This is a genomic window from Pelobacter propionicus DSM 2379 (assembly GCF_000015045.1).
GTDB lineage: Bacteria > Desulfobacterota > Desulfuromonadia > Geobacterales > Pseudopelobacteraceae > Pseudopelobacter > Pseudopelobacter propionicus.
The window spans coordinates 3,736,362-3,752,246 of record NC_008609.1 but is presented as its reverse complement, the minus strand read 5'-3'; the positions used below and the strand labels follow the sequence as shown (position 1 = coordinate 3,752,246).

Annotated in this window: 16 protein-coding genes; 15 read left to right on the top strand and 1 reads right to left on the bottom strand. The window is 46.0% G+C overall.

What is annotated here, in order from left to right; all coding sequences use genetic code 11:
• Positions 1-242: 242 nt before the first annotated feature.
• Genes PPRO_RS16915 through PPRO_RS20395 form a run of 4 tightly spaced genes read left to right on the top strand, consistent with a single transcriptional unit; the run spans position 243 to position 3,789 of the window.
• Positions 243-962 (top strand): hypothetical protein, encoded by a 720-nt coding sequence (locus PPRO_RS16915; RefSeq protein WP_041532398.1) that lies wholly within the window; start codon positions 243-245, stop codon positions 960-962.
• Positions 955-1,995, top strand: coding sequence for a glycosyltransferase (locus tag PPRO_RS21065; protein ID WP_198138300.1), 1,041 nt, complete (start codon positions 955-957; stop codon positions 1,993-1,995). The genes PPRO_RS16915 and PPRO_RS21065 overlap by 8 nt, the downstream gene beginning before the upstream one ends.
• A complete protein-coding gene (locus PPRO_RS21060; protein ID WP_157040051.1) occupies positions 1,982-3,091 on the top strand; it encodes a hypothetical protein in 1,110 nt (369 codons plus the stop codon). Before PPRO_RS21065 ends, PPRO_RS21060 begins: the two co-directional genes overlap by 14 nt.
• Positions 3,088-3,789, top strand: a complete 702-nt coding sequence (locus tag PPRO_RS20395; protein WP_198138299.1) for a class I SAM-dependent methyltransferase — start codon at positions 3,088-3,090, stop codon at positions 3,787-3,789. The genes PPRO_RS21060 and PPRO_RS20395 overlap by 4 nt, the downstream gene beginning before the upstream one ends.
• On the opposite strand, the gene PPRO_RS21055 is transcribed toward PPRO_RS20395, so the two are convergent.
• The gene (locus PPRO_RS21055) at positions 3,737-4,048 is read right to left on the bottom strand and encodes a hypothetical protein (RefSeq protein WP_011737205.1); all 312 of its coding nucleotides are present in this window, start codon (positions 4,046-4,048) and stop codon (positions 3,737-3,739) included. The two genes, PPRO_RS20395 and PPRO_RS21055, sit on opposite strands and share 53 nt — an antisense overlap.
• 219 nt (positions 4,049-4,267) lie before the next feature.
• Between PPRO_RS21055 and PPRO_RS19830 the strand changes: the two genes are divergently transcribed.
• The 11 genes from PPRO_RS19830 to PPRO_RS16855 all read left to right on the top strand — a co-directional run bounded on the left by PPRO_RS19830 (position 4,268) and on the right by PPRO_RS16855 (position 15,832).
• The gene (locus PPRO_RS19830) at positions 4,268-5,269 is read left to right on the top strand and encodes a glycosyltransferase family 4 protein (RefSeq protein ID WP_198138298.1); all 1,002 of its coding nucleotides are present in this window, start codon (positions 4,268-4,270) and stop codon (positions 5,267-5,269) included.
• A gap of 5 nt (positions 5,270-5,274) precedes the next feature.
• A complete protein-coding gene (locus PPRO_RS16895) occupies positions 5,275-6,693 on the top strand; it encodes an O-antigen ligase family protein (RefSeq protein ID WP_157040050.1) in 1,419 nt (472 codons plus the stop codon).
• Positions 6,690-7,616, top strand: a complete 927-nt coding sequence (locus PPRO_RS19825) for a glycosyltransferase family 2 protein (protein ID WP_011737202.1) — start codon at positions 6,690-6,692, stop codon at positions 7,614-7,616. Before PPRO_RS16895 ends, PPRO_RS19825 begins: the two co-directional genes overlap by 4 nt.
• A complete protein-coding gene (locus tag PPRO_RS20390; RefSeq protein ID WP_011737201.1) occupies positions 7,600-8,463 on the top strand; it encodes a glycosyltransferase family 2 protein in 864 nt (287 codons plus the stop codon). The genes PPRO_RS19825 and PPRO_RS20390 overlap by 17 nt, the downstream gene beginning before the upstream one ends.
• On the top strand, positions 8,460-9,689 hold the full coding sequence (locus PPRO_RS20385) for a glycosyltransferase family 9 protein (RefSeq protein WP_011737200.1): 1,230 nt from the start codon (positions 8,460-8,462) through the stop codon (positions 9,687-9,689). The genes PPRO_RS20390 and PPRO_RS20385 overlap by 4 nt, the downstream gene beginning before the upstream one ends.
• Positions 9,686-11,143 (top strand): B12-binding domain-containing radical SAM protein, encoded by a 1,458-nt coding sequence (locus PPRO_RS16880; protein WP_011737199.1) that lies wholly within the window; start codon positions 9,686-9,688, stop codon positions 11,141-11,143. The genes PPRO_RS20385 and PPRO_RS16880 overlap by 4 nt, the downstream gene beginning before the upstream one ends.
• Complete coding sequence (locus PPRO_RS16875) at positions 11,140-12,276, top strand: glycosyltransferase family 2 protein (protein ID WP_011737198.1); 1,137 nt, start codon at positions 11,140-11,142, stop codon at positions 12,274-12,276. The genes PPRO_RS16880 and PPRO_RS16875 overlap by 4 nt, the downstream gene beginning before the upstream one ends.
• 57 nt (positions 12,277-12,333) lie before the next feature.
• Positions 12,334-12,894 carry a sugar transferase gene (locus tag PPRO_RS16870; protein ID WP_011737197.1) on the top strand — a complete coding sequence of 187 codons (561 nt, stop codon included), beginning with the start codon at positions 12,334-12,336 and terminating at the stop codon, positions 12,892-12,894.
• A 72-nt stretch (positions 12,895-12,966) separates the two neighbouring features.
• Positions 12,967-13,248 carry a nucleotidyltransferase family protein gene (locus PPRO_RS16865; protein ID WP_011737196.1) on the top strand — a complete coding sequence of 94 codons (282 nt, stop codon included), beginning with the start codon at positions 12,967-12,969 and terminating at the stop codon, positions 13,246-13,248.
• Positions 13,245-13,712 (top strand): HepT-like ribonuclease domain-containing protein, encoded by a 468-nt coding sequence (locus PPRO_RS16860; protein WP_011737195.1) that lies wholly within the window; start codon positions 13,245-13,247, stop codon positions 13,710-13,712. The genes PPRO_RS16865 and PPRO_RS16860 overlap by 4 nt, the downstream gene beginning before the upstream one ends.
• Before the next feature lie 164 nt (positions 13,713-13,876).
• On the top strand, positions 13,877-15,832 hold the full coding sequence (locus tag PPRO_RS16855) for a polysaccharide biosynthesis protein (RefSeq protein WP_011737194.1): 1,956 nt from the start codon (positions 13,877-13,879) through the stop codon (positions 15,830-15,832).
• The last annotated feature ends 53 nt before the right edge of the window (positions 15,833-15,885 follow it).

The window sequence follows — 15,885 nt, the reverse complement described above, 5'->3', positions numbered from 1 at the left end:
TTCATTACATATGGTGAATAGTCTTGCGATTAGGCTTGTTTGTTCCAACATTGACAAGAGATTACAATGCGGTGCCCGCATCTGTCTGGATTCGCGTGCTTCAGATGGTAAAATACTATAATAGACTAGGTGTAAAAGTACATATCAATAATCCATTCATAAAATATGATGTATCTATAGTATACCGTTTACCATCCAAGCAATTTTACTTACTAATAAAATATTTAAGGAACAGATCATCTATGATCTATTTTGATGCTGTAGTTAATTATTTTGAGAAGCATAACCACGCTACAGACAAACACATATATTATCAGAGAAAAATTGCAGATAACTGTGATGGTATTATTTGTGCTACAGACAATATTGCTGCAAGCGCCCGTAAATTCAACGGTAATATTTTTGTCATGGATGATCCTGTCGATACTGAATATTTTGACATCATAAAACATACTCTGAATTACTGTAATCCAATTTTTGGCTGGTCTGGCGTGTCTTCTAAGGCACTTGAACTTAATAAATATGCAGATATTATTAATAATAGAATAAATATAATTAGTGACAAGCGCGCGCTATCTATTGATTTTTGTTTTAATTTTAGTTTTTATGAATGGCGGTATGAAACTTTCAAGAACAATATACTCCGCTGCGACATAGCCTTATTACCTCGCAGTATTATCGGAGATCATTATAATAATGGCCATAGCTCATTTAAGGCGTTGGTTTTTGCTGTGAGCGGAATACCTATTATAGCAAATAGGATACCTTCATATGAAAAGTTAAAAGATTATTTTAATGGTGTAGTATTTATCGAAGATTATGGTGGCGATATAAAGTTATGTATGGAAGCCTTAGCAGGTAGTGGACCAATAAACGCTCATCCTGCAAGAGCCAAATACAGTTGCGAAAATCAAGCGAAGGCCCTTATGTCATTTATACATGGAAGCTCAGGTTATGTGTAAGGTACATATTCTATGTGAATTGGTTGATGGTCCATATGGAGGATCTCATCAATTTTTAAAAGCATTGCGAGACGGATTACGCAGTAAAGGCGTTTATTCAGAGACTGTAGAAAGTGCTAATCTAATCATATTCAATAGTTGTCAACATATTGATGATGTATTGCAGGCAAAGAAAGGTTTTCCTGAAAAAGTATTTATGCATCGCATAGATGGTCCTATACAACTATATAATATGTCAAGTGATTTACGTGATTTAATTGTGTACACAGTTAATCGAATTATTGCTGATGCTACAGTTTTTCAGTCAGAATGGTCGAGAGCGGAAAATTTCAGATTAGGTCTAAAGCCAACTTCACATGAAACACTGATCTCTAATGCCCCAAACTCTGATGTATTCAATAGTAAAAACAGAATTGAGTTCTCTCAGTTTAGAAAAATTAGATTGATAGCATCTAGTTGGTCATCTAATTGGAAAAAGGGGTTTGAAGTATATCAATGGCTCGATCAGCACCTAGATTTTGCTCGATATGAAATGACTTTTGTGGGGAACAGCCCCATAACATTTGAAAATATCAAGATGATAAAGCCATTAAAAAGCGATGAACTTGCATGCGAATTGAAACAGCACGATATCTATATTACCGCTTTACAAAAAGAAGCTTGCTCAAACTCTCTTATTGAAGCGCTTTCGTGTGGTTTGCCTGCTCTTGTTTTGAGGGATGGCGGGAATCCCGTAATTGTCGGTGCTGGTGGAGCGACCTTCAGCTGTGCTGATGAAATTCCTGCACTGCTCGACCAGATAGTTAGAAATTACAAGGCAATTCAGAGCATGATTAGGGTCCCAGAAATCAGTGAGGTTGTTGATTTATATTATGGTTTTTGTAAAGAGCTAGTTTTTGCAATAAACAATGAAGGTCTAAGTCCGAAAAAGTTGTCTTTGTTCTCTTTTTTACAGATGCACTGCATTTTGAAAGGATTGAGACTGAAGGAACTTTTCAACAGCAAAATTGAGAGATTTTATGGACATCGTTGAGTGTCGTTCGAGACTGAAAAACTGGTTAGATGCATTGTCAGATGGACTGCAACCTGGTCGTTTTCGGTTCTGTCTAGGCGGCTCATTTGTTCCAACCAATGGTAAAGAAGCATTGGTTTCAACCTGTTATGCCATGAAAGCTGCGTGGCAATCTACTATATGGGATGAATGGCCCAAGGAAAGGAAAGATGGTTGTATTCATTTTATACAGTCTTTCCAAAACGAATCAGGATTCTTTTTTGATCCTTGGCTTGATAGGCAGTCCTCCCCTTCTAATTGGATAGAATTTGTAAAGTTTGTTTGTCAAAGAGCATTGGGGCGTGGACTCTCAATTCGAGAGCTTAAAATTCGCAACGTAAGAGCCGAAACTAGACAGTCTGCTGCCTCATTACTCATGATAGGCGCTCAACTTAAGACATCATTGCCTCTTGAAGCTACAACACCATCTGAAGTCCGTAGTTATCTTGAACAGTTCGATTGGTCTCAACCTTGGGCAGCTGGAAGCCATCTCAGCCATCTGATTTTTTTTATTGCTGCAAATAAATTGTTTGTGAATAATGCAGTTAAATTTGAAGAGTTAATTGATGAAATAGAATATTTTTTGCTTAGTATTTGGAATGCTGAACATGGTGCTTGGTTTAATGGTCGTCCATCGGATCAAATGAAGATTAATGGTGCAATGAAAATTCTAACTGGATTTCAGTGGCTGGATCGTTCTTATCCTGATTGTCGTAAATTAATGGACCTAGCCCTGTCTTTATCCTTTGAATCAGATGGCTGTGGCTTTGTAAATCGTCTTTTTGTAGTACACGAGGCCCAAAAGGGAGTTCCATTAGGATACAGAGATCTTGATGTTCATGATCTCGCTTTAAAAGCGTTAGAAGAAATTGAAAAGTTCTTCAGGATGGATGGAGGTTTTTCTTTCTATGTTCATGGTGCACAAACCCATTATTATGGTGCGCATGTAAGTGATGGTAGATTGGTTGGCGATTTACACGGTGCTGCCATGATTACTTGGGGAATTGCTTTATCATTAGCTTTGCTAGGAGAATCTGACATTACCGATGCTAATCAATGGAGGGTACATCGTCCGTGAGACTTAAGAAAGTGCTAAAGATGGCTCTAATTAACAAGTTAACCGCTTCCCAGTTAATTAGGCCGGTTCTAAGGCTACACTCCTACTGCTACAGGTTATCAAGCGAACTGGCAATAATCATTAGTAAAGAGGGGCTTCATCCAAAGCATAGTATTTTGGAATATGAGTCATGGTTTTATAATCATGTAGAGACAAGCTGGACTGTATTAGATGTTGGAAGCAATACAGGTATTATGGCTCATTTGTTAGCTGGTAAAGTTGCCAAAGTTTATGGTATCGAACTGCAGCAGTCTCTGGTTGAAGAAGCAAAAAAAACGTTTCAGTTACCTAATATAGAATATTTCTGTGCAGATGCTACGTGTTTTTTTTATCAAGAGCTTCAGCCAATTGACTGTGTTGTACTATCTAATGTTTTAGAGCACATCAAAAACAGAAGCTATTTTTTGCATAAACTTCTAACAGAATTGCCTTGGCGCAAACCATATGAGAAGCGCTTTTTGATACGTGTACCCCTCATAACTAGAGAATGGATTGTTATGTATAAGAAAAGACTTGGTCTTGAGTATCGCCTTGATGACACTCATTACATTGAATATACACAGGAGCAATTTGCGCAAGAACTTGGTGAATGTAATATTCGCGTTGTCAATCTTGATATTCGCTATGGTGAAATATATGCAATTTGTATGTCCGATTAGCTTCTCCCTGCGGCGATTCCCGCGCCAGCCAGGCGATATCGGTAAAACTGGTGCGGCGTAAGGCGATATTGAGAATCAATGGAATCAGATGCTCTTCTTCCCGGAAACCGTAGTCAATCTTCTTAGCGCGGATCTCGTTCCTGATGGTTCGGACCAGGTCGAGACGGCGGATGAGGGCGGCGAGCAGTTCCAGGCCAGTCACTGATGTGAGAACCTGGCGGGCTGCGACAAACTGAAAACCAAGGATGTCTTTAACCATTCGGGTGAACTCCTTCGCTATTAATATGCGAAGGATTATAAAGTGTTAGGCAAATTTAAACCACAAGTTTTGCGCATTGGGGTAATTGTAGCCGTAGAACAAGTAGTCCGAATAGACAACTAATAGGATGAATAGTTAGTGTCAAATTTATTGTTATGCATGACCCCCGGCATGGGATTGAAAGTCTGGGACCGTGTCGGAAGTCTGCAACGAGAGCTTATGCCCTACAGGGAGTATGTGCGGCGGGGGTGGCAGGTGAGAATCCTCACTTTCGATCGTGGCTCTCTTCCGCTCCTGCCGGAGGGGATCAGTGCTGTGCGTTTTCCACATCCGGTATTGCTGCCGTTGTTGCCCTGGACGCACCGCTCTCTGGGAAGATGGGCTGATGTGATCAAGACCAATCAGAGCGACGGCGCTCACTATTATACCCGGGCAGCCCATGTCTGGAATAAACCTATCGTGCTGCGCTGCGGCTATGTGAAAGGAGAGTATCTGGAGACGGTGGACGGAATGACAACGGCAACCGCCAGGTATCAAACGAAGGAAGCGCGGGCGTTCCGGGCGGCTACTCATTGCCTGTTGCCGACGGAGGATCTTTCCACCTGGGTGCGGGATCGCTACCAGCTGCCGGCGGACAAGATCACTTTGGTGCCCAATTTCGTCGACACGGCCGTTTTCACGCCATTGGCCGGCATCGATAAAAAGCCGATGTCGGTGGTGACTGTCGGCAGACTTTCACCAGTGAAACGCTTCGACCTCTTGCTGCGGGCCTGCTCCGGCATCCTTGGCTGTCGGCTGACCATCATCGGAGAGGGGGAGGAGCGGGGGCGCCTTCACGACTTGGCAACGGAACTCGGGGTAGAGTTATCGCTGCCGGGGAACCTGGAAAACGTGAAGCTGCCCGCAGAACTGCAGAAGCATAGGGTGTTTGCCATCACCTCACAGCGCGAAGGGCATCCGAAATCGTTGATCGAGGCCATGGCCTGCGGCATGCCTTGCGTGGGAGTCGATGCCATTGGCATTCGCAATGTAATCAGTAACGATCTGAACGGCCTGTTGGTAGGCGCGAGCGTTGAGCAGGTACGTGACGGTCTCTCACTCCTGCTGCAGAACGAGGCGTTGGCCCATTCACTTGGGGGGGCTGCAGCCGACTTCACATCAGAGGCTTACAGTTTCGAGCGCTGCATGGCGACAGAATTGTCGGTGGTGGGAAGACCGTGAGTACCATGTCCCTGAACAGGATGTTTGACATTGTCTCGGTGGCGATCATTGTCACTGCCTCACTAGTGTTGTGCCAAGTCCCTATGGGCTATCTGCTTGTCGCCATTGTTGGCGTAATCGTCAGCATCTACTCGGTGAAGACGGTGAAGCTTGAGCTATTTTCTGTGGTCTTCTTTGCTTTTGCGACGATTTACTTTGCGTCAATCCCAAAATTCGGACCGCTGCCCTTTTCGTTGAAGTACCTGTTGATGCTGGCACTGTTCCTTACATTCTGGCGACATGATGGGATTGTGAATATGCCCCGACCCATTACATCTATCGGCCCGTTTGCCTATTACTGGTTAGGACTCATTTGCCTCAGCCTTGCCACTATGAATGTGGGATCTTTGATGCCACCGGCAGAAAGCCTTTTTCTGGTTATTTTTGCGCTATTTTTTGTCCGCAGTGCCCGTGAGCGGGGTATTTTTCTGACTCGATTCGTTGCAGTGCTCACGACTATTTCAGCATGTTGGTATCTGCTCAATATTGCTTTTTTTGAACGAATTTACACCATCAGGCAAATTCTATATGCCAGTTATGTCGATGCAAACGACCCACGCACCCTTGTAGCAATGTTGCGTCCAACAGGCCTCACTTTTAACCATCACATTATGGGATACCATATGACGGCAGCGATGGTACTCAGCAGCCTGCTATCACTACTTGAAACAGAATTTCGCTGGAAGTGGTTTTGGCGCGCCTCCCTTCCGCTTGTTATCCTAGCCACAGTCTTGACGGCTCAGCGGTCTGTTATCCCGGCAGTTGTAGCAGCGTTTATGGTGTTTGCACTGATTGAGAAAAAATTAAAAGTATTGGTCGCGATTTTTGCTGTATCCATACTGATAGGTGGCGGCCTCTATTTCTCAATAAAAACGGCAGAGGAATTCGGTGTAAAATCCTTAACATCACGCTTTGAAGAGAAGGATGTGGGATCCCGCCTCGGGTGGCAGTTGACGGCCGTAAAAACCGTGGTATCAAATCCTTTCAGCCTCAAGTACACAGGTCGGTCGTGGGAAGACGAGGCGACGGAACTTGGCGCTGACTACTCCCAGTTCGGTGATAAGGTACAGGCGGTTCATAACAGCTACCTGGGTGTCATGCTGAATTATGGCTGGGCAGGAGTGGCAATAGTACTCATGTCGTTAGTATACCTTTTCAGTGTAATAACAGAGATTATCAAACAATATCTCGCCGACAAGCGTCAGCAACCGTTTGCCTTGGTTACCTGTCTGGCGATGCTGGCATTATCACTTCAGGCGCTGTTTCATAATGCCAGCGTATTCACCAATGAAACAGTAAGCTGCCTGATTTTTGCCAGTCTAATTTGCTGGAAACATCTGCTGCCTGACTCAGTTCAGCAGCCACTGGATACTACAAGAGCATGAAGATCAGCGTAATAATGTCTGCCTACAACGCAGAAAAGCACCTGACGAAATCCATTGAGTCGGTGCTGGGGCAGACCTACAGCGACTTTGAATTCCTCATTGTCAATGACGCATCGACCGATGACACTCCGGCCCTTTTGCAGAAATACCAGAGATCGGATAATCGCATCGCACTACTGCATAACCGGTCAAACATTGGATTGACGCGTTCACTGAATCTTGCCATACAGCATGCACGGCATAACATCATAGCTCGACAGGACGCTGATGATATTTCTCATCCTGAGCGGTTTTCCAAGCAAATTGACTTCTTGAAGACACATGGCGAAGTAATGCTACTTGGGACCGCAGGGCAGTTAATTGATGATTCGGGCCGGATTCTAAGGAATGAACCGGTGATATCCGGAAGTGTGCGACTCAAGAAGCGTCTGCAGAGATGTAACCAGTTTATCCACGGGTCAGTAATGATGCGGCGGCAATGCCTCAACGTCATTGGCCTTTATAGAGAGGAATTTGTAAGCGCCCAAGACTACGACCTCTTTCTACGGATTTCAGAACAGTACGCGGTAGACAATCTTCCTGTTCCTCTCTATCAGTATCGGATCAGCCCTTCAACAGTCTCCATAGCCAAAAGCAGGCAGCAGCAGGTTTGTGCTCTGATTGCCCAGGAGGCCTCAAGGGACCGGCGCTCCGGCATGCCAAACAACTGGGACCAGCTCATGTACGATGCCTATAGTCGTAGAATCAATTCAAAGCGTTTTCATAAAACGATTGAATGCAATCTCGCATTAACAAAGGGAAGAAACAGTTTACTCGCTGGCGAGCATTTAACGGCAAAAAAAGAATTCAGCAAAGCTTTTGTGGTCAGACCGTCTCTAAAAACACTCTACCATTTAGTCCGTAGTTATGTCTGCTGCCGATAACCCAAAAGCAAGCATCATAATTTGTACAGTTGACAGGCCCCAGCAACTGGCAGCTTGTGTCGCGGCATTACTGCAACAGCAGGGCGCATTTGAAATAATTGTTATCGATCAGTCGACTCTCCCGACGATTACTTTCGACGATAAGCGTATCATGCATCTTCGCAGCAGCAGGAAAGGATTATCGCATGCACGCAATGTCGGTTGTCGTCATGCACGCGGAGATATCGTTAGTTTTATCGATGATGATGCTGTCCCAGACCAAGCATTCGTTACGGAACTTCTGCGGATTTTCGAACAGAGCGATATTGATGCCGTGGCAGGCAGAATCCTGGTACAGGGAGTAGATAAACCCTATTCCCGTACTCAGTCATCGGAAAGTCGTTTCCTGCGGATGAGGGACTGGGGATGCGTTTTGGGAGGTAATTTGGCCTTCAAACGTTCAGTTGCGGAAGACGTTGGGCTATTCGATGAGAGTTTTGGTGCTGGAACGAAGTGGGCTTCTGCCGAAGAAACTGACTTGTTTTTAAGAATGATCTATAAGGGCCAAAAAGTCTACTATGCATCAAGCCTAGTCGTCTTCCATCCTCTTGAAGCATTCGGACATTCAGATGCCAGCCTAGCATGCAAGCTTTTCAATTATGGTAAAGGAATGGGAGCGCTTTTCGCGAAACATTGCCTAATTTTCCATAATTATATCGCAGTGCTATTCTTCTTGCTGTCACTGCTTAAGCCAACAGTCAGAATGGTTCAGTTCTTACTGACTGGCAAACCATTAAAGTTCAAGCTTTATATGAACATCATGCTGGGAAGAGTTATTGGTTTCAAAGAATTTTATATGTCGAAATGAGTGACATTGATTTTATCCAAAAATTACCATTTTATTTGCGTATGTTAAATAAATTCACCTTTGCAGTCACATCAGCATACCGCTCCCTGCTATCATTCGGTTTCCAGCAAATGATGATAGTTGCGTGCAAGGTTGCAAATACCAGATACAGACTTCAAAGCGAATCTATTGACAGCATTGTAATCGTGCAACTTGCCAATATTGGTGACGCAGTTCTTACTACTCCTATCATAAGCGCGTTGTCCCAAAAATATCCTCATGCACACATTCATGTAATTACCGGCAGCGAAAACTCACTCGTATATGAAAATAATGAGCATGTTAAAAGTACCCATTATATTAATAGTATAAAATATATCCGCCATAACCACATTTATGAGCCAGCCTGCAATGTTTACAATCGATTGCGCCTAGAAAGATTTGATTTGACGGTGGTTGTCAGGGCTGATTTATCTTTTATTACATTCATGCTAATGGCTAACAATCTCGGCAAAGTGGCACTCTATAACATGGATAAACATCCTCAGCGCCGCATGTGGTTGAAATTTTTATCTATAAATAACAATTCATTCAAAATAAAACACAATGTAGAAGTGATTAATGACTCACTTAAATCTGTTGGAATTTATATCGGCGAAACAATTCATCATAAATCAGAAATACCAATACCAGACTCTTCTTTGTCAGATATATTTGCTCTACTGTTAAAAAGATCAATCTCAGCAAACTTTGTCGTTTTTCATGTAAACACACCTTTCAAATACAGGAAATGGCCTGAACAAAGATTTGCCGAACTGATAGACTACACAATCGATAAATGGGGATTTGACTGTGTATTGATTGGCGGCAAGAATGATGCAGAAGCGAGCAAAAAAGTTTTGGCGTATTGCGCAAACAGAAGAAATGTCATATCAGTGGTTGGAGAATTAAATCTTTCTCAAACAGCGGCAATAATCAAGTTATCACGGCTTTATGTAGGTAACGACAGTGGTCCCATGCATATTGCAGCGGCTGCAGAAACACCTGTTCTTGCCTTTTTTGGCCCACAGACCCCTGCGCTTTTTCATCCATGGAAAACGAAATCACGCGTATTATTCAGTTCAAGAAAATGCAGTCCATGCTGGCAGAAGTCATGTGTAAGTCCTGAAAACTACTGCATGATGGATATTGCTGCTCACGAGGCCCAGAAAGCACTTGACTCAATTCTGACAGGGGGCAACAAATGAAAGTTTTAATGCTGAATCCTCCATTCCTCCCTAAATTTTCAAGAAGTTCTCGCAGTCCAGCTGTCACCAAAAGCGGCACAATTTATTATTCATTATGGCTTAGCTATGCAACAGGCGTTCTTGAAAAAGCAGGTCATGAAGTATTGCTGATAGACGCACCTGCCGAGGGAGCGAGCCTCCCCCAAATCAAAAAGCGGGTCATTGACTTTACACCCCAAATGGCGGTGTTTGATACTTCAACACCGAGCATATATAGCGATGTGAACGTACTTGAGGAAGTTGCATCATGGTTCAATGGGAATGTTCTTACCGTTCTGGTTGGCACTCACCCGTCAGCCCTTTCTGAAGAAACAATTCGCCTGTCCAACTCGATTGACGTTATTGCTCGTCATGAATATGACTATACACTGCTTGACATTGCCAACAGTATTCAGAATGGCAATCTTGTTTTGTCACAGGTACTCGGCATCACTTATAAAGACGGCTGCACAATCAAGTCGACCGAGGAGAGACCATATATCGAAAACCTCGATGCAATTCCTTGGGTTTCAAAGGTCTACAAGAAACACGTTAACATCAATAATTACTTCTATGCCCATACAAAACCTCCTGTGATATCATTCTTTGCCGGTCGCGGGTGTCCGAACAAATGTTTTTACTGCGTATACCCGCAGGTGATGTTTGGACATACATACCGCCATCGCTCAGCTGAAGATGTTGTTGGAGAAATTGAATATATAGTAAAAGAGTTTCCAGAAGTACGAGAAGTTTTAATTGACGATGATAACTTTACGGTTGATCAGGACCATGTAATGAGAATATGTGACATAATCATCAACAGGGGCTTGAGGCTTTCCTGGACTGTGGAGGCCCGCGTCAATTTACGATACGAAGTCATGGTTGCAATGAGAAGGGCTGGCTGCAGGTTGTTAGTTGCGGGCTTTGAAAGTGGTGATCAACAGATTCTCGATAATATGTGCAAAGGAGCAACTGTCACCCAAGCTGAACAATTCTGCCAAAATGCAAAAAAAGCTGGGCTTCGCGTGCATGGCTGTTTCATGGTTGGCAATAGAGGTGAGACGCGCGACTCAATGGAGAGAACCCTTCAGTTGGCGCTAAAATTAAAGCCTGACACAGCACAGTTTTTTCCTCTTATGGTCTATCCCGGCACCAGAGCTTATATGTGGGCGAAAGACAATTCGTACATTCATGCCAAATCATATCGTGATTGGCTTGATGAAGATGGGTTGCACAATTGCGTGCTAAACACTGATAAGCTGACGGCAAAAGAGCTTGTTAATTTTTGCGACGAGGCACGACGCAAGTTTTATTTGCGCCCAGAGTACCTCATTACAAAGGCAATAGACCTTGTGAAAAATCCTTCTGAAATCAAACGCACAGTCAAAGCAGGCAGTATATTAATAAAACATTTACTCAAAGGTAAAGAAGAGTGACGGCTGCGTTAGATACCCTGATAGTTGGGTGCGTGTTTCTGATTATTTATACGTACCTGTTATTTCCGCTCGCTATTTACTGCCTGTCTAAAATATTGCATAAAGAGCAAATACTTATGCCACAAATTTGCAACAAGCCATCGGTTGCAATAATTTGTGCAATGTATAATGAAGAGGATGTGGCCGAAGCAAAGATAACTAATTTCAAAGCTATTGCCTATAAAAACATCAAAATGTACATCGGTTCCGACGGGTCTTCCGACAGAACAAATGAAATATTGGCAGATCATGAAGACAATGTCTCATTGAGAACTTTTACATATCCAAGAAGAGGTAAGGTTCATGTCATTAATGACCTAATTGCACAGACAACCGAGGAAATTATAGTGTTCACTGATGCTAACTCAATGTTAGAGTCTGAAGCAGTTGAACGACTTATTTATCATTTCTACGACAAATCAGTTGGAGCAGTATGTGGTCGTTTACACCTTGTTGACAAAAATGGTAAGTCGGGAGAAGGCTTTTACTGGCGCTTTGAAACAATGCTCAAACGTGCAGAAGGTATATTCAAATGCGTAGTTGGAGGTAATGGAGCAATTTATGCTGTTAGACGCGAATTGGTAAATCAGCTTCCAGCGGACACAATAAATGACGATTTTACTATCTCAATGTCAGTTTTACTGCAGGGATACGGTATCGCCTACGCGGAAGACGCCATTGCAACAGAAGAGGTGGGAAAAAATGATTCCATTGAGTTTATTCGCCATATCAGGGATGCGGCAGGACATTACCGTGCTATACGACATTTGCTGCCTCTGTTGAATCCATGTCATCCAAAACGTTTCTTTTTTTACGTCTCACACAGAGTCATCCGCTGGTTCGTACCATTTCTTTTACTACTGTTACTTTTTATCCCAATTTTTGTCTGGCACACATTTATCGCGAAAGTAATATTTTGTTTTGAACTTTTGCTATATTTTCTTGCGTTTATAGAAATAGTAACAAAATCAAAAAACAAGTTGTTTTATATACCATATTATTTCTTATACATAAATATTGCCATGTTGATAGGCTTTTTCAAAAATATGTTTGGAATTCAGAATGTAACGTGGGAAAGAACACAAAGAATTTGATTTGTTATACCATAAATTTGGCGCAACAATATAGACTCGTGGCAATAATGGCTAAGTATGAAACGTCTGCTCGATTTTTGCATATCACTATTTGCTATGTTTCTTTTCTCAATACCCATGCTGCTGGTTGCCCTGGCTGTCAAGCTGACCTCTCCCGGCCCGGTTCTCTACTGGTCCGACCGCGTCGGCAGGAACAATGCCATCTTCAAAATGCCCAAGTTTCGCACCATGCGCACCGACACCCCTGCGGTTGCGACACATCTCCTTGGTGACCCGGACCAATGGCTGACCCCCGTCGGCAGATTCCTGCGCACATCCAGCCTGGATGAGTTGCCACAGCTCTGGAGCATCCTCGCTGGAAACATGAGTTTTGTCGGCCCGCGTCCCGCCCTGTACAACCAGGATGATCTGATCGCACTGCGTACGAAAAAGGGGGTGCACATGCTGACTCCCGGACTGACCGGCTGGGCGCAGATCAACGGCCGAGATGAGCTTCCCATACCGGTCAAGGTCGATTTCGATGAGTATTATCTGCGACACCGCTCTTTTTCGCTGGATATGCGTATTCTGCTGCTGACCTTCTCCAAGGTTGCCAAACGGGAAGGAGTCACGCACTGACTTTTCTTGTCGGAATATTCAATGAATAGCGAAAAATGAGTGTCTGGCAACAGGAACAGGGAAGGGCGTAGCGTGCGCTTATCAATAGAGGAAATTACTGCAATCAGAGAGACCGTCCATGCCTTGGACAACGAGGCACGGGTTTACCTCTTCGGGTCCCGGACCGACAACACAAAGCGGGGAGGAGACATCGATCTGCTGGTTATGTCGCAAAAGCTAACCAGAGGCGATGCGGGAAAGATCCGATGGCGGCTCTGGGAACTCCTGGGCGAGCAGAAGATCGACATCGTTATTGCCGCTGACACAACCGACCCGTTCGTGCGGGTAGCCTTGAACGAGGGGGTACTGCTATGACACAGAACGACTACATTCAGAATCTTGCCAATGATCTGGATCTGCTGGAAAAATCCCTGTCATGGCTTCAAAGATCATACGTTATCTGTCAACGCTTTGGGAATAGGGAAGAATATTCAGCGGACCAGTTCGATGCCATAGAGGCATTGACCAGCAGGTATGCCAGGACGAGCGATATCCTCATCCAGAAGATTTTTCGGAGCATCGACAAAGTCGAGCTGGAAGATCAGGGAACCATGTTGGATGTGGTCAACCGTGCGGACAAGCGCGGACTGTTCGAATCCATCGACGAGATCCGTGGAATCCGGGATTTGCGGAACAAGATCGCCCATGAGTATTCGAAGGAAGATCTGGAACGGCTATTTGAAGATGTCATGCGTTTCACTCCCCGCATCCATGCAATTGCAGGCTCCGTCTTTGCCTACTGCAGCCGCTTCGGAATTACGCGTAAGGAGAAAGCATGAGCGATCATTTGCTGGCCATTGAGGGGGGGAAACCATCAAAATCACCCCGCCTTCACCAAGCCTCCACAACAACACCCCGACTTGCATTCCATTATTTCTGGATTATTCTTGCTTAACGTTGTAGGGAGGTCTTGACACTGGTGTCGCGAAAAGGTGAGCACAACATGTACTACCCACGCATGGTCAGGGAAAAACGCTTCTGGCGCATCCTGCTGTTCAAAGTCTGCCTGATCGCCTTTTCGCTGCTGTTGGCCTTTTTGCTGCGCTTCGACTTCTCCATTCCCTCCGCCGACTGGCGGCTTTTTGCGCAACTCCTTGCACCACTCCTGATGATCAAAATTGCTGTTTTCTGGAAGATGGGGCTCAACCATGGCTGGTGGCGCTATGTTTCCATTGCCGACGTGATCGAGATCTTCAAGGCCAATGTCTTCGCCTCGGCCCTGTTCGTGCTGTACGTGGCCTTCAGCCGTGGCATGACGGGAATCCCCCGTTCCGTGCTCCTGCTGGACGGGCTGCTCTGCTTTCTCCTCGGTTGTGGCGTTCGCCTGGTTACCCGTGCCTACCGCGAAAACTACTTCCCCATGCCGACGATGCAGGAGAACAACCTGAAGAGGGTGCTGGTGGTGGGCGCCGGCTCTGCCGGCCAGGCCATCGTGCGGGAGATGCGCCAGAATCCTTCCCTGGCTATTTCGGTTGTCGGTTTCATCGACGACGACCCCGAAAAGCAGGAACAGCACTTCCATGGCGTGCCGGTACTGGGCGGACAGGAAAATCTGGACCCTGTTTGCCGGGAACGTGGCGTTGCCGAAGTCATCATTGCCATACCCTCCGCCACCGGCAAACAGGTGCGGAGTATCGTCGACCGCTGCCGTCAAGCGGGTGTTACCTTCAAGACGCTGCCGGGCGTGGGCGACCTGATTGGCGGAAACGTGACCGTGCAGCAGATAAAGGATGTGGATCTGGATGACCTGCTGGGGCGCGAGCCGATAACGCTGGATATCGAGAGGATCAAGAGTTACCTGCAGGGAAAGAGAATCCTGGTTACCGGTGCGGCCGGCAGCATCGGCAGCGAGATTTGCCGCCAGGTGGCCCGCTTCAACCCGGACAAGCTGATTCTGCTGGATGTGGCGGAAACGCCGCTCTTCTTTCTGGAGCGGGAGCTGGCCGAGCGTTTTCCCGCCCTGCATCTGGCCACCGTGATCGGCGATATCCGTGCCCGTACCCTGCTTAACGCCACCTTCGACGAGTTTCTGCCGGAAGTGGTCTTCCACGCCGCAGCCTACAAGCATGTGCCCATGATGGAGGCCAATCCCGAGGCCGCGGCCAACAACAACGTGCGCGGCACCAGGGTCGTCGCCGATGCCGCCCACCAGTTCGGCGTCAAACACTTCGTGATGATCTCCACGGACAAGGCGGTAAATCCCACCAATATCATGGGCGCCTCCAAGCGGGCAGCCGAGCTGTACGTGCAGAACCTGGCCAGGAGGAGCACAACTAATTACGTAACCGTCCGTTTCGGCAATGTGCTGGGGAGCAATGGCAGCGTTATCCCCATCTTCCGCCAACAGATCAAGAGGGGCGGGCCGGTGACGGTCACCCATCCCGAGGTCATCCGCTATTTCATGACCATTCCCGAGGCAGCCCAGCTAGTCCTGCAGGCCGGGAGCATGGGCAAGGGGGGAGAGATCTTCCTGCTGGACATGGGGGAGCCGGTCAAGATCCTGACCCTGGCCGAGGAGATGATTCGACTTTCAGGATTCCGCCCCTACGAGGATATCGATATCAGCTTCACCGGCCTGAGGCCCGGGGAAAAGCTGTACGAGGAGCTGCTCCTGGCCGGCGAGGGGATCCGACCCACCTGCCACGCAAAGATCATGGTAGCCCAGGCGACCCTCCGCGAATGGTATACCCTCAACCGCCAGCTTGACGAACTGTACCGTGCCACCCAGCGGGCCGACACGGGCCGGATTGTCAGCCTCATCGAGGAAATCGTTCCCGAGTATTGTTGCCAGCGGAAGCCGGTGGTACTGGCCTCTAAGAAAAATCCGGAGCAGCCTGCCGTATTCCCGACGGCAAAGCCGGACAGTGCGGCACATCCCGCTTTTATGCTCAACCCATGAGAAACCTCCTATACTCGGGGACGGCTCTGTGGTATCTTCTGCTGCCGCAGGGT